At 59.3% G+C, this 20,793-nt stretch carries 21 protein-coding genes and 2 pseudogenes; 8 read left to right on the top strand and 15 right to left on the bottom strand.

What is annotated here, in order from left to right:
• The first annotated feature begins 87 nt into the window (after positions 1-87).
• Positions 88-945, top strand: a complete 858-nt coding sequence (locus LOY36_RS27915) for an SDR family oxidoreductase (RefSeq protein WP_019650091.1) — start codon at positions 88-90, stop codon at positions 943-945.
• 50 nt (positions 946-995) lie between these two features.
• On the opposite strand, the gene LOY36_RS27910 is transcribed toward LOY36_RS27915, so the two are convergent.
• The 7 genes from LOY36_RS27910 to LOY36_RS27880 all read right to left on the bottom strand — a co-directional run bounded on the left by LOY36_RS27910 (position 996) and on the right by LOY36_RS27880 (position 7,213).
• On the bottom strand, positions 996-1,730 hold the full coding sequence (locus LOY36_RS27910) for a hypothetical protein (protein WP_019650092.1): 735 nt from the start codon (positions 1,728-1,730) through the stop codon (positions 996-998).
• 184 nt (positions 1,731-1,914) lie between these two features.
• Complete coding sequence (locus LOY36_RS27905; RefSeq protein ID WP_258671626.1) at positions 1,915-2,655, bottom strand: hypothetical protein; 741 nt, start codon at positions 2,653-2,655, stop codon at positions 1,915-1,917.
• A gap of 63 nt (positions 2,656-2,718) precedes the next feature.
• Positions 2,719-3,099, bottom strand: coding sequence for a RidA family protein (locus LOY36_RS27900; RefSeq protein WP_003177257.1), 381 nt, complete (start codon positions 3,097-3,099; stop codon positions 2,719-2,721).
• A 24-nt stretch (positions 3,100-3,123) separates the two neighbouring features.
• The gene (spoT, locus tag LOY36_RS27895) at positions 3,124-5,229 is read right to left on the bottom strand and encodes a bifunctional GTP diphosphokinase/guanosine-3',5'-bis pyrophosphate 3'-pyrophosphohydrolase (protein WP_007934594.1); all 2,106 of its coding nucleotides are present in this window, start codon (positions 5,227-5,229) and stop codon (positions 3,124-3,126) included.
• A 56-nt stretch (positions 5,230-5,285) separates the two neighbouring features.
• Positions 5,286-5,549, bottom strand: a complete 264-nt coding sequence (gene rpoZ, locus LOY36_RS27890) for a DNA-directed RNA polymerase subunit omega (protein ID WP_003177259.1) — start codon at positions 5,547-5,549, stop codon at positions 5,286-5,288.
• A gap of 167 nt (positions 5,550-5,716) precedes the next feature.
• Positions 5,717-6,337: a guanylate kinase gene (gene gmk, locus LOY36_RS27885; RefSeq protein ID WP_018927481.1), complete on the bottom strand. Its 621-nt coding sequence runs from the start codon at positions 6,335-6,337 to the stop codon at positions 5,717-5,719.
• Positions 6,338-6,349: 12 nt separating this feature from the next.
• On the bottom strand, positions 6,350-7,213 hold the full coding sequence (locus LOY36_RS27880) for a YicC/YloC family endoribonuclease (protein WP_019580465.1): 864 nt from the start codon (positions 7,211-7,213) through the stop codon (positions 6,350-6,352).
• Between the two features lie 268 nt (positions 7,214-7,481).
• Here LOY36_RS27880 and rph point away from each other — a divergent pair, with 268 nt between their 5' ends.
• Both rph and LOY36_RS27870 read left to right on the top strand, forming a co-directional pair.
• Positions 7,482-8,204, top strand: a complete 723-nt coding sequence (rph, locus tag LOY36_RS27875; RefSeq protein ID WP_007934600.1) for a ribonuclease PH — start codon at positions 7,482-7,484, stop codon at positions 8,202-8,204.
• A gap of 30 nt (positions 8,205-8,234) precedes the next feature.
• On the top strand, positions 8,235-8,603 hold the full coding sequence (locus LOY36_RS27870) for a DUF4870 domain-containing protein (RefSeq protein ID WP_018927483.1): 369 nt from the start codon (positions 8,235-8,237) through the stop codon (positions 8,601-8,603).
• A 72-nt stretch (positions 8,604-8,675) separates the two neighbouring features.
• Here LOY36_RS27870 and LOY36_RS27865 read toward each other — a convergent pair whose 3' ends face one another.
• Positions 8,676-9,455 carry an exodeoxyribonuclease III gene (locus LOY36_RS27865; protein ID WP_007934608.1) on the bottom strand — a complete coding sequence of 260 codons (780 nt, stop codon included), beginning with the start codon at positions 9,453-9,455 and terminating at the stop codon, positions 8,676-8,678.
• An 82-nt stretch (positions 9,456-9,537) separates the two neighbouring features.
• Here LOY36_RS27865 and pyrE point away from each other — a divergent pair, with 82 nt between their 5' ends.
• The gene (gene pyrE, locus LOY36_RS27860; RefSeq protein WP_018927484.1) at positions 9,538-10,182 is read left to right on the top strand and encodes an orotate phosphoribosyltransferase; all 645 of its coding nucleotides are present in this window, start codon (positions 9,538-9,540) and stop codon (positions 10,180-10,182) included.
• 91 nt (positions 10,183-10,273) lie between these two features.
• Here the strand turns inward: pyrE and LOY36_RS27855 are convergent, their stop codons facing one another.
• The 5 genes and pseudogenes from LOY36_RS27855 to coaBC all read right to left on the bottom strand — a co-directional run bounded on the left by LOY36_RS27855 (position 10,274) and on the right by coaBC (position 14,992).
• Positions 10,274-10,534, bottom strand: a complete 261-nt coding sequence (locus LOY36_RS27855) for a hypothetical protein (protein ID WP_019650094.1) — start codon at positions 10,532-10,534, stop codon at positions 10,274-10,276.
• A 197-nt stretch (positions 10,535-10,731) separates the two neighbouring features.
• Positions 10,732-11,637, bottom strand: a complete 906-nt coding sequence (gene argB, locus LOY36_RS27850; RefSeq protein ID WP_018927486.1) for an acetylglutamate kinase — start codon at positions 11,635-11,637, stop codon at positions 10,732-10,734.
• 25 nt (positions 11,638-11,662) lie between these two features.
• Positions 11,663-13,039 (bottom strand): annotated as a pseudogene (locus LOY36_RS27845) (phosphomannomutase/phosphoglucomutase); the annotation flags it as partial.
• Positions 13,040-13,322: 283 nt separating this feature from the next.
• On the bottom strand, positions 13,323-13,778 hold the full coding sequence (dut, locus tag LOY36_RS27840; RefSeq protein ID WP_018927488.1) for a dUTP diphosphatase: 456 nt from the start codon (positions 13,776-13,778) through the stop codon (positions 13,323-13,325).
• A gap of 5 nt (positions 13,779-13,783) precedes the next feature.
• Positions 13,784-14,992 (bottom strand): bifunctional phosphopantothenoylcysteine decarboxylase/phosphopantothenate--cysteine ligase CoaBC, encoded by a 1,209-nt coding sequence (gene coaBC / locus LOY36_RS27835; protein ID WP_019650096.1) that lies wholly within the window; start codon positions 14,990-14,992, stop codon positions 13,784-13,786.
• Positions 14,993-15,127: 135 nt separating this feature from the next.
• Between coaBC and radC the strand changes: the two are divergent.
• Positions 15,128-15,801 (top strand): annotated as a pseudogene (gene radC / locus LOY36_RS27830) (DNA repair protein RadC).
• 180 nt (positions 15,802-15,981) lie between these two features.
• Here radC and LOY36_RS27825 read toward each other — a convergent pair.
• Complete coding sequence (locus LOY36_RS27825; RefSeq protein ID WP_258671624.1) at positions 15,982-17,568, bottom strand: ABC transporter substrate-binding protein; 1,587 nt, start codon at positions 17,566-17,568, stop codon at positions 15,982-15,984.
• Positions 17,569-18,015: 447 nt separating this feature from the next.
• Between LOY36_RS27825 and rpmB the strand changes: the two genes are divergently transcribed.
• Both rpmB and rpmG read left to right on the top strand, forming a co-directional pair.
• Positions 18,016-18,249, top strand: coding sequence for a 50S ribosomal protein L28 (gene rpmB, locus LOY36_RS27820; protein WP_007894701.1), 234 nt, complete (start codon positions 18,016-18,018; stop codon positions 18,247-18,249).
• A gap of 11 nt (positions 18,250-18,260) precedes the next feature.
• A complete protein-coding gene (gene rpmG, locus LOY36_RS27815; protein ID WP_003177274.1) occupies positions 18,261-18,416 on the top strand; it encodes a 50S ribosomal protein L33 in 156 nt (51 codons plus the stop codon).
• Positions 18,417-18,530: 114 nt separating this feature from the next.
• Here the strand turns inward: rpmG and LOY36_RS27810 are convergent, their stop codons facing one another.
• On the bottom strand, positions 18,531-18,893 hold the full coding sequence (locus tag LOY36_RS27810; RefSeq protein ID WP_018927493.1) for a cupin domain-containing protein: 363 nt from the start codon (positions 18,891-18,893) through the stop codon (positions 18,531-18,533).
• Between the two features lie 236 nt (positions 18,894-19,129).
• On the opposite strand from LOY36_RS27810, the gene LOY36_RS27805 reads away from it, so the two are divergent.
• Complete coding sequence (locus LOY36_RS27805; protein WP_258671621.1) at positions 19,130-20,623, top strand: aldehyde dehydrogenase; 1,494 nt, start codon at positions 19,130-19,132, stop codon at positions 20,621-20,623.
• Positions 20,624-20,793: the final 170 nt, after the last annotated feature.

Here is a 20,793-nt window from a genome sequence, read left to right as displayed (position 1 = left end):
AAGTAATAGCGTCTCTTTTTTTCTTCCATTGCTAGCTGCTTATCCATTTCGGGCGCTAGTCTGTACCTTTCTTGAGGGAGTCTTCTGATGTCCGCGCCTTCTGTTTTGATCGCCGGCTGCGGTGATGTCGGCAGCCGTCTGGCTACGCAATTGTTGAATTCGGGGTGGGAGGTTCACGGCTTGCGGCGTGACGTCTCACGCCTACCCCAAGGGGTGATTGGCGTTGCCGGTGACTTGTTCAATAAAGACTGCCCGGCGACCTGGCCAATCGGGGCGGTGGATTACCTGGTGTATTGCGCGGCGGCTACCGATCACGATGAGGCCGGATACCGCGCCGCTTATGTTCAGGGTTTGCAGCACGTGCTGGAATGGCTGGGCGACTACGGGCAAGTGCCCGATCGGCTGCTATTCGTTTCCAGCAGCAGTGTTTACGGCCAGCAAGAGGGCGAGTGGGTCGACGAGAATTCGCCGACCGTGGCGGCTGGCTATTCAGGGCGTGTGATGCTGGAAGCCGAGCAAGTGGCGCGTGATAGTGGCATCCCGGCCAGCATCGTGCGTCTGACCGGTATTTATGGTCCAGGTCGAGAGTGGCTGCTGACTCAGGTTCGTCGCGGTTATCGCGTGGCGATCGATCCGCCGCTGTACGCCAATCGGATTCACGTCGACGACGCGGCGGGGTTGCTGGCGTTCCTGCTTGAGGCGGATCGGCGTGGAGTGGCGCTGGATGATGCCTATATAGGTGTCGATGATGCGCCTGCGCCAATGGCAGAGGTGGTGGGCTGGTTGCGTGAGTACCTGGGCGTGACCGAGTGGGCCGATGATGCCAGTGTGCGTCGTGCCGGCAGCAAGCGTTGCAGCAATGCTCGGGCGAAGGCGTTGGGCTGGACGCCGCGTTATCCTGGTTACCGAGAGGGGTATGCGGCGATTCTTGAAGGTGGTGGTTGATCTGATCTGGTGTTTAAAGAGCAGAAACCTGCGGGCTCCTTTGTTTTGGATCACTGTTTTTCCAGCAGCCACTGGCGAGTCGACGGTTTACCCGAGCCCTTCAGCTCGGGGTTGATGTCGGTTATCCCGAATATTTCGAGCCATTTGCCATTGCGAGTAAAAAAGAACCCCCGTCCGGTGTCTTGGTTACGCAGCAAGAGGTTGTCGTATCCAGTGGGCATGTCGCTGCTGCAGTCTCCGGCGAGGCAGAGTTCGTAATGGTCGGCACCAGGCAGTCCTTCAACCCGGCCGTCAGAGTAAAACCGTACGGTGTTACCCGTACCGTCGACGACTTTCCAACTGCCGCCCATATAGGCTGAATTCAAGGCTTGCCGGAAAGTGCCGGCCCAGCGCGGGTCTTTCACCGCCGACTCTTTGGGGCGAGCAAACACCTGCTCAGGTTCGTAGCTCTTCGCCAGTTGGATCAGTTGCTTGCCGTTGAATCGCAGTTCGTCGCTACCGTAGCCGTTGTAGTCAACCGTCCAAACGCCAGGTTTTCTCTTCAGTAGTCGGCCTCCGCCTACTTCAGCACCGCTGTTGGACGTCGCCTTGTCCCTGCGGCTGTCGATGTCCCATTCCAGGTTCGAATGGCCCCTGAGTGTTTCAAGCAGTGGCTGGCCTTTGGCGGCCGCATCGATGGCCCCCTGGTTGATCCAGATGCCGCTGATATCATTTTCTGTGGGGGCATTGGCACAACCACCGAGGAATATGGCGAGCAATGAAAAAGCGATCAGCGCCCTGCGCATGAATTCATCCTTGGGAGAGTCTTCGACCGGGCCCTCTATACTATGGCAGCGGTGGAGTTTGGTCGCAGAAAACAGTGTTGCCAATTTTGAGCGCCCGGACACGGCGTGAGCGTTTGGTATAGATGCTGAGGGGGTTGTCGTCAGGCAAAAGAAAAAAGGAGCCCTCGGGCTCCTTTTTGCTGGATCACTGTTTTTCCAGTAACCATTGCCGAGTGCTTGGGGTAAACGATGGCTGTTCGTCTGCCAGGGAGGTGTTGATCGCCTGGAAAATTTCCAGCTGCTTGCCTTTGCGCGCAAAGATCCACGAACTTCCTTGGCCACCTTGCTGTAGCCAGAGACTGTCATAACCGCTACTCATGTTGGCACAATCTCCCGCCAGGCAGAGTGCATAACGATCAGCACCCGGGAGGCCGTCAACCCGGCCGTCTGGTTGAAACTGCACGGTGCTACCTTCGCCTGAGCCGCTGAGGATTTTCCAGCTGCCGCCCATATATGCAGAGTACAGGGCACGCTCGAAACTGGCGCCAACCGGTGCACCCTCAGGCACTGCGTCCCGGGCGCGATCGAATACCTGCTCGGGTTCGTTGTCTGTGGCCGCCTGCAACAGTTGTTTGCCGTCACGGCTCAACTCGTTGCCGGAGCTGCCATAGAAGTCGACCTTCCAGGCGCCGGATTTTTCACCCAGCAGCTTGCCATCGACATTTTCGAAGCCGTTGGTGTATCGCGCCTGACCGGCTCTGGTATTGATATCCCATTCCAGGTTTGGACCGTAGGCCTGGAGGGCTTCACGCAAGGGGCCGCCTTTGGCAGCGGCATCGATTGCCGCCTGGTTGATCCAGGTGCCACTGATGTCGCGGTCGGTGGGGTCGCTGGCACAGCCGCCGAGAAAAATGGCAAGCAAAGAGAGAGCAAGCGCTTTGCGCATGACGGAATCCTTTCAAAAACGGAATTGGCGCAGCGCGGCGGCTGCGCCAGGACGTGTTACCCGTTACTCGATGACGAGAATGGCGTCCATCTCGACCTGCGAGCCTTTTGGCAGTGCAGCGACACCGATGGCGGCGCGGGCTGGGTAAGGCTGGTCGAAGTACTTGCCCATGATCTCATTGACCTTGGCGAAGTGGCTCAGGTCGGTGAGGAAAATGTTCAGTTTGACGATGTCCTTGAACGAACCACCGGCAGCTTCAGCCACGGCTTTGAGGTTCTCGAACACCTGGACGGTCTGGGCTTCGAAGCCTTCGACCAGTTCCATGGTTTTTGGGTCCAGAGGAATCTGACCCGACATGTACACGGTGTTGCCAGCCTTGATCGCCTGGGAGTAAGTACCGATGGCGGCCGGGGCCTTGTCGCTGTTGATAACGGTCTTGGTCATGTATGACTCCTTGTGAAGGGTGGGCTACGCGCGCATGCGGGTGATGCGGATGACCCCGGTCAGGGCGCGCAGTTTCTTGATCACGCGGGCCAGGTGCACGCGGTCGTGCACGCTGACCACCAGTTGGACCACGCTGATACGACCGTCGCGTTCGTCCATGCTGATTTTTTCGATATTGCCGTCGGCCGCGTTGACGCTGCTGGCCAGCAGGGCGATCAGGCCGCGCTGGTGTTCCAGTTCGACGCGCAGCTCGACGTTGAATTCGCCGGTGACATCCTTGGCCCATGAGAGCTGGATGCATTTTTCCGGGTTGTGGCGGATCTCGCTGATGTTGCGGCAGTTGTCCAGGTGCACGACCATGCCTTTGCCCGCCGACAGGTGGCCGACAATCGGGTCGCCCGGGATCGGCGTGCAACATTTGGCGTAGCTGAGGACCAGGCCTTCGGTGCCGCGAATCGCCAGCGGGCCTTCCGGGCTCGGCAGCTGTTCGCCTTCGCCGAGCAGGCGGCGGGCGACCACGTAAGCCATGCGATTGCCCAGGCCGATGTCTTCGAGCAGGTCTTCGATCAATTCGAGGCGGTATTCGTGGAGCATCAACTGCACGCGCTCGGCCGGGACTTTTTCCAGCGAGCTGTCGAAGCCGTTGAGCACCTTGTTTAGCAGGCGTTCGCCGAGGCTGATGGATTCGGAGCGGCGTTGCAGTTTCAGTGCATGGCGGATGTGGGTCCGCGCCTTGCCGGTGACCACGAAATTGAGCCATGCCGGGTTCGGCCGTGCGCCGGGGGCGCTGACGATCTCGACCGTGGAGCCGCTTTGCAGCGGTTCGGACAGCGGCGCGAGACGACGGTTGATCCGACAGGCAATGCAGCTGTTGCCCACGTCGGTGTGTACCGCGTAAGCGAAGTCGACCGCCGTGGAGCCTTTTGGAAGCTCCATGATCCGGCCTTTGGGCGTGAACACGTAGACCTCGTCCGGGAACAGGTCGATCTTCACGCTCTCGATGAATTCCAGCGAGTTGCCGGCCCGTTGCTGCATCTCCAGCACGCCTTTGACCCACTGGCGGGCGCGGGCATGAGTGCCTTTGGGCTGTTCGTCGCCGCTGGATTTGTACAGCCAATGGGCGGCGATGCCGTTGTTGGCCATCTCTTCCATTTCACGGGTGCGGATCTGGATCTCGATCGGTACACCGTGCATGCCAAACAGTGTGGTGTGCAGCGACTGGTAGCCGTTGGCCTTGGGGATCGCGATGTAATCCTTGAAGCGCCCCGGTAACGGTTTGTACAAATTGTGCACGGCACCCAGTACGCGGTAGCAGGTATCGACCTTGTCGACGATGATCCGGAACGCATAAACGTCCATGATCTCGTTGAAGGCCCGACGCTTGCCGCGCATTTTCTTGTAGATGCCGTAGAGGTGTTTCTGACGACCGCTGACCTCACCCTGGATGCCGTCGATGGCCAGGCAGTGGCTGAGGGACTCTTCGATCTTGTTGACGATTTCCTTGCGGTTGCCCCGGGCGCGCTTGACCGCCTGGTTGATCCGCGCGGAACGCATCGGGTGCATGGCCTTGAAGCCGAGGTCTTCGAATTCTATGCGGATGGCGTGCATACCCAGCCGGTTGGCGATGGGCGCATAGATTTCCAGGGTTTCCTTGGCGATCCGCCGGCGCTTTTCGCCGGACAGCACTTCCAGGGTGCGCATGTTGTGCAGGCGGTCGGCCAGCTTGACCAGGATCACGCGAATGTCGCGCGCCATGGCCATGGCCATTTTCTGGAAGTTTTCGGCCTGGGCTTCGGCCTTGGTCTCGAAGTTCATCTGGGTCAGTTTGCTGACCCCGTCGACCAGTTCGGCCACCGTTTCGCCGAACTGCGCTTGCAGCGCTTCCTTGGCAATACCGGTGTCTTCGATCACGTCATGCAGCATTGCAGCCATCAGGCTCTGATGGTCCATGTGCATGTCGGCAAGAATATTCGCCACCGCAAGAGGATGCGTGACGTACGCCTCACCGCTGCGGCGGCGTTGACCGTCGTGGGCTTGTTCGGCGTAGAAGTACGCTCGGCGGACCAGGTTGACCTGGTCCTTGCCGAGGTAGGTCGATAAGCGATCGGCGAGGGCGTCTATGCTCGGCATGATGACACCTGCCGTTTGCTATGACCCCGCGCCGTGCTACGTCGACCAGGCATGGCTTATACTGCCTCGTTGGACTCGTCCTCGAACGCTGCGAACAGCGGTTCGTCTTCGACGATTTCAGCGTTGGCGATGAACTCGTAGCTCATCAGGCCCTCAGCGATTTCACGCAGCGCTACAACTGTAGGCTTGTCGTTTTCCCACTGAACCAGGGGCTCTTTGCCACCGGTGGCCAGTTGACGGGCACGCTTGGTAGAGAGCATGACCAGCTCAAAGCGGTTTTCCACGTGTTCTAGGCAGTCTTCAACGGTTACGCGGGCCATGGTATTCCTCGGAGCGAATGCAATATGCGCGCTGCCCGGTTGGGCGAGCGGACTCAACAGTTTAAAAAATCACCAGCGATTAGGGAAGCGCTGATTTTTTGACCAGGCTCTTCAACGCGCTATAAGCACCAATGTAAAGCCCTTGCAGCGGTTTTGGGAAGAGCTGATTAGCCGAGCAATTCAGCCAATAATTTGCCATGACGCTGCTGCTGACGCTTCTGATGCAGCTGATTGGCGCGGAAAATCGCCTTCAGATCGTCCAGTGCGTGGGCGAAATTGTCGTTGATGATCAAGTAATCGTAGTCGACGTAATGGCTCATCTCGCTGACGGCTTCGCGCATCCGGCCTTCGATGATCTCGTCACTGTCCTGGCCGCGATTGGTCAGGCGCTGGTGCAGGGCCTCCAGGGACGGCGGCAGAATGAAGATCGAACGGGCCTGGGGCATCAACTTGCGCACTTGCTCTGCGCCCTGCCAGTCAATTTCCAGAATCAGGTCGTGACCTTCATCCAGGGTCTGCTGCAGGTGGCTTTGCGAAGTGCCATAGAGATTGCCGAACACTTCGGCGCGCTCGAGGAAATCTCCGTGCTCGATCATCTTCACGAACTCGCTACGTTCGACGAAGTGATAGTTCACGCCGTTCACTTCACCAGGGCGCATGGCGCGGGTGGTGTGGGAGACCGAGACGCGGATCTCCTGATCAGCGTCGGTCAGGGCTTTGACCAGGCTGCTCTTGCCCGCCCCCGAAGGTGCGGAAATGATGTACAGGGTGCCGGTACTGTGGGTCATGTCAGGTTTGCCTTACTCAATATTCTGTACTTGTTCGCGCATCTGCTCGATCAACACCTTTAGGTTGACCGCCGCTTGGGTGCTGCGCGGGTCGAAGGCTTTGGAGCCCAGTGTGTTGGCTTCGCGGTTGAGCTCCTGCATCAGGAAATCCAGGCGTCGACCGGCAGCGCCGCCGGATTTGAGCACCCGGCGAACTTCGATGATATGAGTGCTCAGGCGATCCAGTTCTTCGGCGACGTCGCTCTTTTGCGCGAGCATGACCATTTCCTGCTCCAGGCGCTGCGGGTCGAGGTCGGCCTTCATGTCGGTGAAGCGGTCGAGGACTTTCTGACGCTGGGTGGCGAGCATCTGCGGGACCAGCTCACGCAGGATCACCACATCTTCTTCAATGGACGTCAGGCGCTCGTTGATCAACCGCGCCAGCTCCGCGCCTTCGCGCTCGCGGCCGGCCTTGAGTTCTTTCAGTCCTTGGTTGAACAGCGTCAGGGCTTCGGCATTCAGCGCTTGCGGGTCGGCGGCGTCGGCCACCAGCACGCCGGGCCAGGCCAGGACTTCCAGCGGGTTCAGCGCGGCGGGGTTCTTGATCAGGCTGGCGACGGTCTCGGCGGCAGCGACCAGTTGCGCGGCGCGCTCGCGGTCCACTTGCAGCGGTTTGCCAGTGCTTTCTTCGGTGAAACGCAGGGTGCATTCGAGCTTGCCCCGGGAAATTCCCTGGCGCAGGGCTTCGCGGACGGCGCCCTCGAGGTCGCGGAAAGATTCCGGCAGGCGCAGATGGGGTTCCAGGTAGCGGCTGTTGACCGAGCGCAGCTCCCAGCTCAGGGTGCCCTGGACGCCGGCTTTCTCGACGCGGGCGAAGGCGGTCATGCTGTGCACCATGGAGGTACCTCGCAATGCAGGTCGGCGCGTAACCCATGGTTCGCGGACCCGCTATCTGTGAATTAAAGCCGACAGGCAGCAAAGGCGCAGGATTGTAGCGCAGTGGGGCGGATGCGCCCAATCACACGCTGTGACAATGGGCTGCAGGCCGTCGGCTACGCTCTATTCAGAGCCTTCAATCGTCGGGTGATTTTTTTAGAAGTGCCCACTCGCGGCCCACGGCTCTATAATGCTCGGCAGTTTTCCGTCCCCCGTACAGGTAATCCCTATGAAACGTCCAAGTGGTCGCGCTGCCGATCAGCTCCGCTCGATCCGCATTACCCGCAACTACACCAAACACGCCGAGGGATCTGTACTGGTCGAGTTCGGTGATACCAAGGTCATCTGCACCGTCAGCGTCGAGAACGGCGTGCCGCGTTTCCTCAAGGGTCAGGGCCAGGGCTGGTTGACCGCTGAATACGGCATGCTGCCGCGCGCCACTGGCGAGCGTAACCAGCGTGAGGCGAGCCGCGGCAAGCAAGGCGGCCGCACTCTGGAAATCCAGCGTCTGATCGGTCGTTCCCTGCGCGCTGCGCTGGACATGTCCAAGCTGGGCGACGTCACCTTGTACGTCGACTGCGATGTGATCCAGGCTGATGGCGGCACCCGCACCGCGTCCATCACCGGCGCCATGGTTGCACTGGTCGACGCCTTGAAAGTGATCAAGAAGCGCGGCGGCCTCAAAGGTGGCGACCCGCTCAAGCAAATGATCGCTGCCGTTTCGGTGGGCATGTATCAGGGCGAACCTGTGCTTGACCTCGACTACCTGGAAGACTCGGCTGCCGAGACTGACCTCAACGTGGTGATGACCAGCACTGGTGGTTTCATCGAAGTCCAGGGCACCGCCGAAGGCGCACCGTTCCAGCCGGAAGAGCTGAACGCGATGCTGGCACTGGCGAAGAAAGGCATGATCGAGATTTTCGAACTGCAGAAGGCTGCACTGGCTGACTGATTGTTTTGATGTCCGGCAAAGGAGAGCGCCATGAGTGATGAACAGCAGTTGCTACCCACACCGAGCTCCGAGGCTCGCCAGTGGGCGATGTTTTGTCACCTCTCGGCGTTTCTCGGTGTCTGGTTTCCGTTCGGTCACCTGATCGGGCCGCTGATACTCTGGCAGTGGAAGCGTGAAGCGGACCCGTTCATCGATGCCCAAGGCAAAGAAGCGCTGAACTTTCAGATCACCGTGGCCCTGGTCTCGGGCATCTGTTACGTGCTGATGCTGGTGTTGATCGGTTTTGCGCTGCTGCCGCTGGTTCTGATCGGGGCGATGGTGCTGTGCATCATTGCCGGGCTCAAGGCCAATGACGGGGTGCCTTACCGCTATCCCTTCACCTGGCGGTTGATCAAATAACAGCCAGAAAAAATCAGCGTGCACAAAAAAGCCGACAGCAATGTCGGCTTTTTTGCATCTGCGAAAAGACGCTTAGATCGTCAGCGTCCAGTCGTAGTCCACGATCAGCGGTGCGTGCTGCGAGAACCGTGGCTGACGTGGCAGGCGTGCGCTGCGTACGAAGCGGCGCAGGCCAGGGGTCAGCAACTGGTAGTCGAAACGCCAGCCCAGGTTGAGCATCTCGGCCTGTTCGTTGTCCGGCCACCAGCTGTACTGGTCGCCTTCGCGGCTGACTTCCCGCAGGGCGTCGACATAACCCATGTTGCCGACAATCTCGTCCATCCAGGCACGCTCAGGCGCCAGGAAGCCCGGGGATTGCTGGCTGTCGCGCCAGTTCTTGATATCCAGCTTCTGTTGCGCCACGTACAGCGAGCCACAATAAATGTACTCGCGACGTTTGCGTCGCTGTTTATCCAGATAACGGGCGAAGTCGTCCATTAGCTTGAACTTCTGGTTCAAGTCTTCATCGCCATTCTGCCCCGAAGGGAGCAGCAAGGTCGCGATGCTGACCTTGTCGAAATCGGCTTGCAGGTAGCGCCCGTAGCGGTCGGCCGTCTCGAAGCCGAGACCGCTGATGACAGCCTTCGGTTGCAACCGCGAATACAAAGCCACGCCACCTTGGGCGGGAACTTCGGCTTCGCAGGCATAAAGGAAGTAGCCATCCAGTTGGAAGGCTGGATCGTCCAGTTCAAAGGCGGAGGCGCGGGTGTCCTGCAGGCAGATGACGTCGGCATTCTGTGCTTGCAGCCAACTGAGCAAACCACGCTCGACTGCAGCCTGAATACCATTGACGTTCACACTGATGATCCGCATAAGTGGCCCCAAAAATCGCGTGCGGGTATGATACACGGCGTCTACCTAATTAGCTAAATCCGTGGTATTTGGGGTTTTTTTCATGCAAGCGTATCAACGCGATTTCATTCGTTTTGCCATCGATCGCGGCGTTTTGCGCTTCGGTGAGTTCACCCTGAAGTCCGGGCGCACCAGTCCATACTTCTTCAATGCCGGCCTGTTCAACTCAGGGAAGGCCCTGGCACAGCTGGGCCGTTTCTATGCGGCAGCCATCGTCGAGAGCGGTATTTCCTTCGACGTACTGTTCGGCCCGGCCTACAAAGGCATCCCGTTGGCGGCAGCCACCGCCGTGGCACTGGCCGAACATCACGACCGTGACCTGCCATGGTGCTTCAATCGCAAGGAAGCCAAGGCCCACGGCGAAGGTGGCAGCCTGGTCGGCGCGCCATTGACTGGCGACGTGCTGATCATCGACGACGTGATCACCGCGGGCACCGCCATCCGTGAAGTGATGCAGATCATCGCTTCCCAGGACGGCGCCAAAGCTGCCGGTGTGCTGATCGCCCTGAACCGTCAGGAGCGTGGCAATGGTGAGTTGTCGGCCATTCAGGAAGTGGAGCGTGACTTCGGCATTCCGGTGATCAGCATCGTTTCGCTGAACCAAGTGCTGGAGTTCCTGGCTGACGATCCGCAGCTCAAGCAACATTTGCCTGCGGTTGAAGCCTACCGCGCCCAGTTCGGCGTGTAACCACGCTCCCACAGGGATTGCAGACAGCAAAAGACCCCGCTCAGCAAGTTGAGCGGGGTCTTTTGTTTATGTATGGCCCAGTCCCCCAGCTTTATTTTTTGCTGGTGCTGCTGAATGTCTCGGCCTTTTTGATCCCGCTGGGTTTATTGGTTTTCTCCGGGTACGGATCAGCCACAGCATCGCCCTGGCCAGTCAGAATTCTCCAGCCATGACGGGTGTGCGCGGTTTTGCGGAGTTGCGGGCAGGGCGGCATCGATGTTTTGCCCTGATTCGAGTATTCGTGACCACAATCGACACAGGCATAGGTGCCAGGTGAAACATCGCTGCCGTAAGGGACGTAGTCTTTTTGCATGGGTAGACCTCCTGTGGATTCAGTGAAGATCTTATGCAGATTGCTTCCTTGGTGAAGTCGGACGTTTCGCCCAATCAGGTCAGGCATTTCCGGCGCGCATAAAAAAGATCGCAGACTTCGTCAGCTCCTACAGGTTTTTCGTACATCCGAAATCCGTAGGTGCTGCCGAAAGGCTGCGATCTTTTTAAGGTTTTGAATCAGGGACGCTTGCGATTGCTGATCAGCGTGCCCACACCGGTGTCGGTGAAGATTTCCAGCAGAATTGCATTTGGCACCCGACCATCAATGATCAGCGAGCTGCCCACGCCACCCTGTACCGCTTCCAGCGCGCAACGGATCTTCGGCAGCATGCCGCCGTAGATGGTGCCATCGGCGATCAGATCGTCGACTTGCTGGGTGCTCAGGCCGGTCAGGACCTTGCCGCTCTTGTCCATCAGGCCGGCAATGTTGGTCAGCAGCATCAGCTTCTCAGCTTTCAGGGCCTCGGCCACTTTACCGGCCACCAGGTCGGCGTTGATGTTGTACGACTCGCCATTGGCACCGACGCCGATCGGCGCGATCACCGGAATGAAATCGCCTTTGACCAGCAGGTTCAGCAGGTCGGTGTTGATCCCGACCACTTCGCCGACGTGGCCGATGTCGATGATTTCCGGCTGGGTCATCTCAGGGGTCTGGCGGGTGACGGTGAGCTTCTTCGCACGAATCAGCTCGGCGTCTTTACCAGTCAGGCCGATGGCGCTGCCGCCGTGACGGTTGATCAGGTTGACGATGTCCTTGTTGACCTGGCCGCCGAGGACCATTTCCACCACGTCCATGGTCGCGGCGTCGGTGACGCGCATGCCATCGACAAAGTGGCTCTCGATCGACAGTCGCTTGAGCAGGTCGCCGATTTGCGGGCCGCCGCCGTGAACCACCACCGGGTTGATGCCGACGGCTTTCATCAGCACGATGTCGCGGGCGAAGCCGGTTTTCAGCTCCTCGCTTTCCATCGCGTTGCCGCCGTACTTGATCACCAGTGTCTTGCCGACATAGCGGCGAATGTAAGGCAGCGCTTCGGACAGGACCTTGGCGGTGTTGGCGGCGGCTTCGCGTTCGAGGGTCATTCAGGGCTCCGGGTGCTTCAATAGATCAAAACGGTAGTTGGAGATCAGGTGCAACGCGCTTCAGCTGGACGTGGAATACATCCTTGATGCGCTGCAATTCAGCCTCGTCATCGGCCTCGAAGCGCAGCACCAGCACCGGTGTGGTGTTGGAGGCGCGAACCAGGCCCCAGCCTTTGGCATAGTCGACTCGCACGCCGTCAATGGTGGTCAGGTCGGCGCCTTCACCCCACTGTGCGTCGTGCAGTGCATCAATGATGCTGAATTTGCTCTCTTCGGTCACATGGATATTGATTTCCGGCGTAGAAATATCGTTCGGGAAGGTCGCGAACAACTCTTCCGCGGTGGATTTTTCCTTGCTGAGGATCTCCAGCAACCGCGCGGCGCTGTAGATACCGTCGTCGAAACCGAACCAGCGCTCCTTGAAGAAGATGTGCCCGCTCATTTCGCCGGCCAACAGGGCGCCGGATTGTTTCATTTTCTTTTTGATCAGCGAGTGACCTGTTTTCCACATCAGCGGACGACCGCCATATTCCTTGATCAGCGGGATCAGGCGGCGGGTGCATTTGACGTCGAAGATGATTTCCGCGTCGGGGTTGCGTGCTACCACATCTTTGGCGAACAGCATCAGCAGGCGGTCCGGGAACACGACGCTGCCGGTGTTGGTGACCACGCCCACGCGGTCGCCATCGCCGTCGAAGGCCAGGCCCAGGTCGGCGTTGGTTTCCTTGACCTTGGCGATCAGGTCTACCAGGTTTTCCAGCTTGCCCGGATCCGGGTGATGGTTCGGGAAGTTGCCATCGACTTCGCAGAACAGCGGGATGACTTCGCAGTTCAGGGCTTCGATCAGTTGCGGGGCAATCACGCCGGCCGCGCCGTTACCGCAGTCGACCACCACTTTCAGGCGGCGGGCGAGTTTGATGTCCTGGACGATTTCGGTGTTGTAGCGATCGAGTATCTCGACCTTGGTGATGCTGCCCTTGCCGCTGCTCAGGTTGTTGGTCTTGAGGCGGTCGTGCAGGGCCTGGATCTGTTCGTTGGCCAGGGTATCGCCAGCAATGACGATCTTGAAGCCGTTGTAGTTCGACGGGTTGTGGCTGCCGGTAAGCATCACCCCTGATTTGCCGGCCAGTACGTTGGCGGCGTAGTACAGCGCAGGCGTTGGCACCAGGCCGACGTCGCTGACGTGGCAACCGCTGTCGGCCAGGCCCTGAATCAGTTGTTCCACCAGTTCCGGGCCGGACAGGCGACCGTCGCGGCCGACGGACACATTGGGTTCGCCCTGGGCCAGGCTCTGGGAACCGATGGCGCGACCGAGCCAATAAGCGGTTTCAGCGTTCAAGAATTCCGGGACGGTGCCACGAATGTCGTAGGCGCGGAAGATGCTGTCGGGGAACTTGGGTGCGACTTGGGCTGGGGTGCTCATCTGTAGGAATGCTCCATCTCTAAAGTGGCTGGACCTGCCGGCGAAAAGCTCGTGGGCTGGCTCAAACTGAAGGGTATGACGGCGTTTTCCGCAGAGAGTTCGTGGTGCGAAAAGGCCATGCCACCAATGTCGACGAGTATTGGGTCAACCAATGCCTTGATTTTCAGTGGTAAACCTTCCAGATGACGTCTGTGCAATTTTCATCCTTAAAATGCAGAGGGCGGGTCAGGCCAGGCATTGTTCCCAGCCTGAATGCCGATGATCAGTGGCTGCCGGAATGTCCGAAGCCGCCGGTGCCGCGCTGGGTTTCGACGAACTCTTCGACCATTTCGAAGTGCGCTTGAACCACCGGTACCAGCACCAGTTGGGCCAGGCGTTCGCCAACGACCATGTTGAAATCGGTCTGGCCACGGTTCCAGCACGACACCATCAGTGGGCCCTGGTAATCGGAGTCGATCAGGCCGACCAGGTTGCCCAGCACGATGCCGTGCTTATGGCCCAGGCCGGAGCGCGGCAGAATCAAGGCCGCCAGGCCCGGATCGCCGATATACACCGACAGTCCGGTAGGGATCAGCAGGGTCTCGCCCGGCTTGATGACGGTGTCTTTTTCCAGCATGGCGCGCAGGTCGAGGCCGGCGGAGCCTGGTGTGGCGTACTGCGGAAGCGGAAATTCGCTGCCGATGCGTGGGTCGAGGATCTTGGCTTGCAAAGCGTGCATGTAAATTAAACCTGGTTCAGACGTTCGGCGATAAAAGTGATCAGCTGGCGGGCAATCTTGCCTTTGCTGGTCTGGGCAAAAATAGTGGCGTGCAGCTCACGGTCGATCACGCTGCAGGCGTTTTCTTCGCTGTTGAAGCCAATGCTCGGGTTGGCGACGTCGTTGGCGACGATCAGATCGAGGTTCTTGTCTTTCAACTTGCGGGCAGCGTAGTCGAGCAGGTGTTCGGTTTCGGCGGCAAAGCCGACACTGAACGGACGGTCGGGACGGGTGGCGATGGTGGCCAGGATGTCTGGGTTACGCACCATCTGTAGCAACAAGCCGTCGCCGCTTGTAGGGTCTTTCTTGAGTTTCTGTGGGGCCACGACTTCCGGACGGTAGTCCGCGACCGCTGCCGAGGCGATGAACAAGTCGCAAGGAATCGCGGCTTCACAAGCGGCGAGCATGTCGCGAGCGCTGACCACGTCGATGCGCGTGACGCGATCCGGGGTCGGCAGGTGCACGGGGCCGGTGATCAGGGTCACGCGGGCGCCGGCTTCTACCGCGGCTTCGGCCAGGGCAAAGCCCATTTTGCCGGAGCTGTGGTTGGTGATGTAGCGCACCGGGTCGATGTTTTCCTGGGTCGGACCGGCGGTGATCAGCACGTGTTTGCCGGTCAGCGCCTGGCGCTGGAAGCAGTCTGCCGCGCACTGGGCGAGGTCGGTGGCTTCGAGCATGCGACCCATGCCGACGTCGCCGCAGGCCTGGCTGCCGGAGGCCGGGCCGAAGACTTTGAAGTCGCGGCTTTCGAGGGTTTGCAGGTTGGCCTGGGTCGCCGGGTCGCGCCACATGGCCTGATTCATCGCCGGCGCCACGGCGACTACCGCGTCGGTGGCCAGCACCAGCGTGGTCAGCAGGTCGTCGGCAATGCCTTGGGCCAGGCGAGCGATCAGGTCCGCGGTGGCGGGGGCGATCAATACCAGATCGGCCCATTTGGCCAGTTCGATGTGGCCCATGGCGGCTTCGGCCGCCGGGTCCAGCAGGTCCAGGTGGACCGGGTGCCCGGACAGGGCCTGCATGGTCAGCGGGGTAATGAATTCGCTGCCGCCACGGGTCATGACCACGCGCACTTCAGCGCCCTGGTCGATCAGGCGGCGAACCAGCTCGGCGCTCTTGTAGGCAGCAATGCCGCCGCCGACGCCCAGAACGATGCGTTTCCGATACAGCCGCTGCATAGGTCTGCCTTTCATTTCGTTGATGACTGCATGGCGATACCCCCTCCCCAGGGGTGAAATCGCCCGCAAAAAAGATGGGCTACGATATCACAGCGACCGCTACGGAACAGCGGCGCCCACTTACATGGAGGTGTTATGAGCATTCGCGATTGGCCAGCGGCGGAGCGACCGCGGGAGAGGTTACTTGAGTTGGGTTCGACGAGTCTTTCGGACGCCGAGTTGCTAGCGATTTTTTACGTACAGGTGTATCGGGTAAAAGTGCAGTGGATCTGGCTCGACATCTGTTGAATCAGTTTGGCAGCCTGCGTTCACTTCTCGAAGCCGATCAAGCTGCGTTCAGCAGGCAATTGGGGCTCGGGCCGGCGAAATTCGCTCAGTTGCAAGCGGCACAGGAAATGGGCAGGCGGCATTTAGCCGAACGTGCACGGCAAAAATCGGCGCTGGAAAATCCGCAGGCGGTTCGTGACTACCTGAAGTCGATGCTGCGCCACGAGCCTCACGAGGTATTCGGGTGTCTGTTTTTGGATTCAAAACATCAAGTGCTGACCTTTGAAGTGCTGTTTCGCGGCTCCATCGACAGTACCAGTGTCTATCCAAGACAAGTGGTTAAACGCGCTTTGGCCCACAACGCCGCAGCGTTGATCCTCTGCCACAACCATCCGTCGGGTAACTCCAACCCCAGTCAAGCCGACCGAGTGCTGACCAAGCGCCTGCAAGAAGCGCTGGACCTGATCGATGTGCGGGTGCTCGACCATTTCATTGTCGGTGATGGCGATCCGTTGTCCATGGCCGAGTACGGGTGGATGTGAAGGGTGGAGTTACGCGAAAACCATGCAGGCGCGGGCCTGTGGCGAGGGAGCTTGTCGAAACGCCGCCCCGTTTGAGTGCGTAGCACTCACAAGATCTTTGGTGCATCCGAGATTTTGGGGCTGCTTCGCAGCCCGACGGGGGCAAGCCCCCTCGCCACAGGTTTCTTTTGGCGACGCTGATTACTTGAAGTTGACCTTGGAGTAATCCTGGCGACCAAACGGGCTGACCCGATAACCCTCGACGTCTTTGCGCGTCAGGGCGAAGGCCGTCGGGTGGGCCAGTGGCAGCCACAATGCCTGTTGCTGGATCTGCGCCTGGGCCTGTTCGTAGAGCTTGGTGCGTACACCTTGCTCGCCGGTGGTCTTGCCGGCGCTGATCAGCTTGTCCAGATCCTGGTTGCAGTAACGGGCGAAGTTGGTGCCGGCTTTGATCGCCGCGCAGGAAAACTGAGGCGTGAGGAAGTTGTCCGGGTCACCGTTGTCGCCGGCCCAGCCCATGAACAGCAGGTCATGCTCGCCGGCCTTGGCGCGGCGAATCAGTTCGCCCCATTCGATCACGCGGATCTCGGCCTGAATGCCGATTTCCGCCAGGTCGGATTGAAGCAATTGCGCGCCGAGGCTCGGGTTGGGGTTCAGCAGGCTGCCGGAAGGGCGAGTCCAGATAGTGGTCTGGAAACCGTTCTTGAGCCCGGCCTTGGCCATCAATGCCCGGGCTTTCTCGATATCATGCGGGTAGCCCGGCAAGTTTTTGGCATAGCTCCAGGTATTGGGCGGGTAGGGCCCGTTGGCAGGCTCGGCGGTGTCTTCGAATACGGCCTTGAGGTAGTTGGCCTTGTCGAACGCCAGGTTGATTGCCTGGCGCACTTCCGGCTTGTCCAGCGGCGGATGCTGGCTGTTGATGCCGACGAATGCGGTCATGAAGGCGTCAGTCTTTTCCACCTTCAGGGTCGGCTCCTGCTTCGCAGCCTGTACGTCCAGCGGTTTCGGCGACAGGGCGATCTGGCACTCGTTGCGGCGCAATTTCTGCAAGCGCACGTTGGCGTCCGGGGTGATCGCGAAGATCAACGGGTCCACCGATGGCTTGCCCTGGAAGTAGTCGCGGTTGGCCTTGTAGCGAATCGAGGCATCTTTCTGGAAGCGCGTGAAGATGAACGGGCCGCTGCCGATCGGCTGGCTATTGAGCTTCTCCGGAGTGCCGGCCTTCATCAGTTGGTCGGCGTACTCGGCCGAATAGATCGAGGCGAAGCCCATGGTCAGGGTCGGCAGGAATGTCGAGTCCGGGTGATCGAGGGTGAAACGAATGGTGAGTGGGTCCAGGGCGTCGATCTTCTTGATCAGTGTCGGTAACTGCATCGACTGAGCGTGCGGGAAGCCGCTCTGGGCGATTTTGTGCCACGGGTTTGCCGGATCGAGCATGCGGTCGAAACTGAATTTCACGTCTTCGGCGGTCAGGTCGCGCGTCGGGCTGAAATACTCGGTGCGGTGAAATTTCACCTGCGGATGCAATTTGAAGACGTAGGTCAGGCCGTCGGGCGTGACGTCCCAGCTGTCCGCGAGGCTGGCGACCACTTTGCCGCTGGCCGTGTCGAAGTCCACCAGGCGGTTCATCAGCACGTCGGCCGAGGCGTTGGTGGTGGTCAGCGAGTTGTATTGCACCACGTCGAACCCTTCCGGGCTGGCCTCCGTGCAGACGCTCAGGGCGGCGGCATGGGCCAGGGGGCTCAGCAGAAGCGGGGCGAGCAACAGTGGTAGGGCAGCGAGGCGCATGGTCGGATTCCTTTACAGATCGAAGGCCCATCTGCAAGTGCAGTCTGGAAAAGGCTTACCCTAGTGGGCTCTTTTGCAAATGACTATCCCCTTTTTCATTTTCAGGGGAGTATGGGCGATTGTTTTCGGTGAGTGATGGTTGAGAAAAGCCCTGAATTGTCCCGTTGGCCGATTCTCTGCGACGAGCGGTCGCTATCGGGCTCAGCCTTTGTCCAAGGCACTCGGCGCCCGAAAAACCGGGTTTTTATCAACTCAATTCACACCGGTTGTTGTTGCTCTCTGGTCTTTCTGGTATAAAGCAGCGCTCTTTTCTAGGGGCCCGGTTCCTTCACTTGTAGGTGTAGCCGGTAAGACCTCTAAAGAAACGCGGCGCCTGGCGCCAAATGACTGAGAGATTAAGCGGCCAACCCATGCCGGGTTGGGCATGTGGTTTTAGAGGGCTGAGGCATGTCGAGAGTATGTCAAGTTACCGGTAAGGGTCCGGTGACTGGGAATAACATTTCCCACGCAAACAACAAAACCCGTCGTCGTTTCCTGCCGAACCTGCAGCATCATCGCTTCTGGGTTGAAGAAGAGAAACGTTTCGTGCGTCTGCGCGTATCTGCCAAAGGCATGCGTATCATCGACAAGCGTGGCATCACTGTCGTGCTGGCCGAAATCCGCAAAGCCGGCAAGATCTAAGGGAGCTAATCATGCGTGAATTGATTCGTTTGATTTCGAGCGCCGGTACTGGTCACTTCTACACTACCGACAAGAACAAGCGCACTACTCCGGACAAAATCGAGATCAAGAAATATGATCCGGTTGTTCGCAAGCACGTGATCTACAAAGAAGGCAAAATCAAGTAATTGATTTTTCCTCCTTACGAAAAAGGCCCGTATCGCGAGATACGGGCCTTTTTTGTTGCCGTTTTGCATCGTCTGTCAGGGCTCCATCGCGGCAAGCCCAGACAGCAAAACCCCTCAGGCCTTCTGTTCAAACACCACATAAATCTTGCGGCACGGCTCCAGCACTTCCCAGGTGCCTTTGAAACCGGCCGGAATCACGAAGCGATCGCCCACGCGCAGGGTCTTGGCGCCGCCGTTGTCATCGCGCAGCACTGACACCCCCTGAACGATTTCGCAGTATTCGTGTTCGGTGTAGTTAACCCGCCACTGACCGACTTCGCCTTCCCAGACACCTGCACTCATCTGGCCGCACGGGCTGTTGTAGTGGTTGTACACGGTTTGCTCGGGGTCGCCCTTGAGGACTTTCGCCGGGTCTGGCCGATAGCGATCGGGCTGGGTGGTAGCCTGACTGAAATCGACGATATCCTGAATGCTCATGCTGGTATTCCCCCGTGATTGCGGCGCGACTGGCTGGAAAATTGAAAGTCTATGTTTATTAAAATGAACATCGCAAGGTCGTTTAACGGCCTTTTGTCAAATATATTGAAACTTCACCCGCCGCTGGTTTAGGGTAACGGTTGCCTTGAGCCGAAAAGCAGGCTGGCCGGGCAGAATTCCTGACAGCACCCGCGAAGAGCGTGGGCGCTCGTATTCAATAAGAGGAGGACACTCGTATGACCACCCTGACTCGTGCCGACTGGGAACAACGGGCTCGCGATCTGAAGATCGAAGGCCGTGCCTACATCAATGGCGAATACACCGATGCAGTCTCCGGTGAAACGTTCGAGTGCATCAGCCCTGTCGATGGCCGTCTGCTGGGCAAGATTGCCAGCTGTGATGCCGCCGACGCCCAGCGCGCCGTGGAAAACGCTCGCGCCGCGTTCAATTCCGGCGCCTGGTCGCGCCTGGCGCCGACCAAGCGCAAAGCCACCATGATTCGTTTTGCCGGCCTGCTGAAACAGCACGCCGAAGAGCTGGCCCTGCTCGAAACCCTGGACATGGGCAAGCCGATCAGCGATTCCCTGTACATCGACGTTCCTGGCGCGGCGCAAGCCCTGAGCTGGAGTGGCGAGGCCATCGACAAGCTCTACGACGAAGTCGCCGCCACCCCGCACGATCAGCTGGGGCTGGTGACTCGCGAGCCGGTCGGTGTGGTCGGTGCGATCGTGCCGTGGAACTTCCCGTTGATGATGGCCTGCTGGAAACTCGGCCCGGCGCTGTCCACCGGTAACTCAGTGATCCTCAAGCCTTCGGAAAAATCGCCGCTGACGGCTATTCGTATTGCAGCGCTGGCAGTTGAAGCCGGCATCCCGAAAGGTGTGCTGAACGTGCTGCCGGGTTACGGTCATACCGTCGGCAAGGCCCTGGCCTTGCACAATGATGTCGACACCCTGGTGTTTACCGGTTCGACCAAGATCGCCAAGCAACTGCTGATCTACTCCGGCGAATCGAACATGAAGCGTGTCTGGCTCGAAGCCGGTGGCAAGAGCCCGAACATCGTGTTCGCCGATGCGCCGGACCTGCAAGCCGCCGCCGAATCGGCTGCCAGCGCTATTGCCTTCAACCAGGGCGAAGTCTGCACCGCCGGTTCGCGCCTGCTGGTCGAGCGTTCGATCAAAGACAAATTCCTGCCACTGGTGATCGAAGCCCTCAAGGCCTGGAAGCCGGGAAATCCGCTGGACCCGGCGACCAACGTCGGTGCGCTGGTGGATACCCAGCAGATGAACACCGTGCTGTCCTACATCGAATCCGGTCACACCGATGGCGCCAAACTGGTGGCTGGCGGCAAGCGTATTCTTCAGGAAACCGGGGGCACCTACGTCGAGCCGACGATTTTCGACGGTGTCAGCAACGCGATGAAAATTGCCCAGGAAGAGATCTTTGGCCCGGTGTTGTCGGTGATCACTTTCGATACCGCCGAAGAAGCCGTTGCGATTGCCAACGACACGCCGTACGGCCTCGCGGCTGCTGTATGGACCACGGATATTTCGAAGGCTCACCTCACCGCCAAGGCTTTGCGCGCTGGCAGTGTGTGGGTCAACCAGTACGACGGCGGCGACATGACTGCGCCGTTCGGTGGCTTCAAGCAGTCCGGCAACGGTCGCGACAAGTCGCTGCATGCGTTCGACAAGTACACCGAGCTGAAGGCGACCTGGATCAAGTTGTAAGCAAGTGAGGGAGCCCGGTAGTCAATCGGGCTCCTGAACGACATAGATCCCATGTGGGGGCGGGCTTTTGTGGTGAGGGGGCTTGCCCCCGTTCGGCTGCGAAGCAGGCGCAAGACCATTGCATGCGGTGTACTTGATACACCGCAGACGCAGGTTTTGGGGCCGCTCCG

The sequence above is a fragment of the Pseudomonas sp. B21-019 genome (assembly GCF_024749225.1).
In the GTDB taxonomy this organism is placed as follows: Bacteria; Pseudomonadota; Gammaproteobacteria; order Pseudomonadales; family Pseudomonadaceae; genus Aquipseudomonas.
This window is presented reverse-complemented; position numbering and strand designations above follow the sequence as displayed.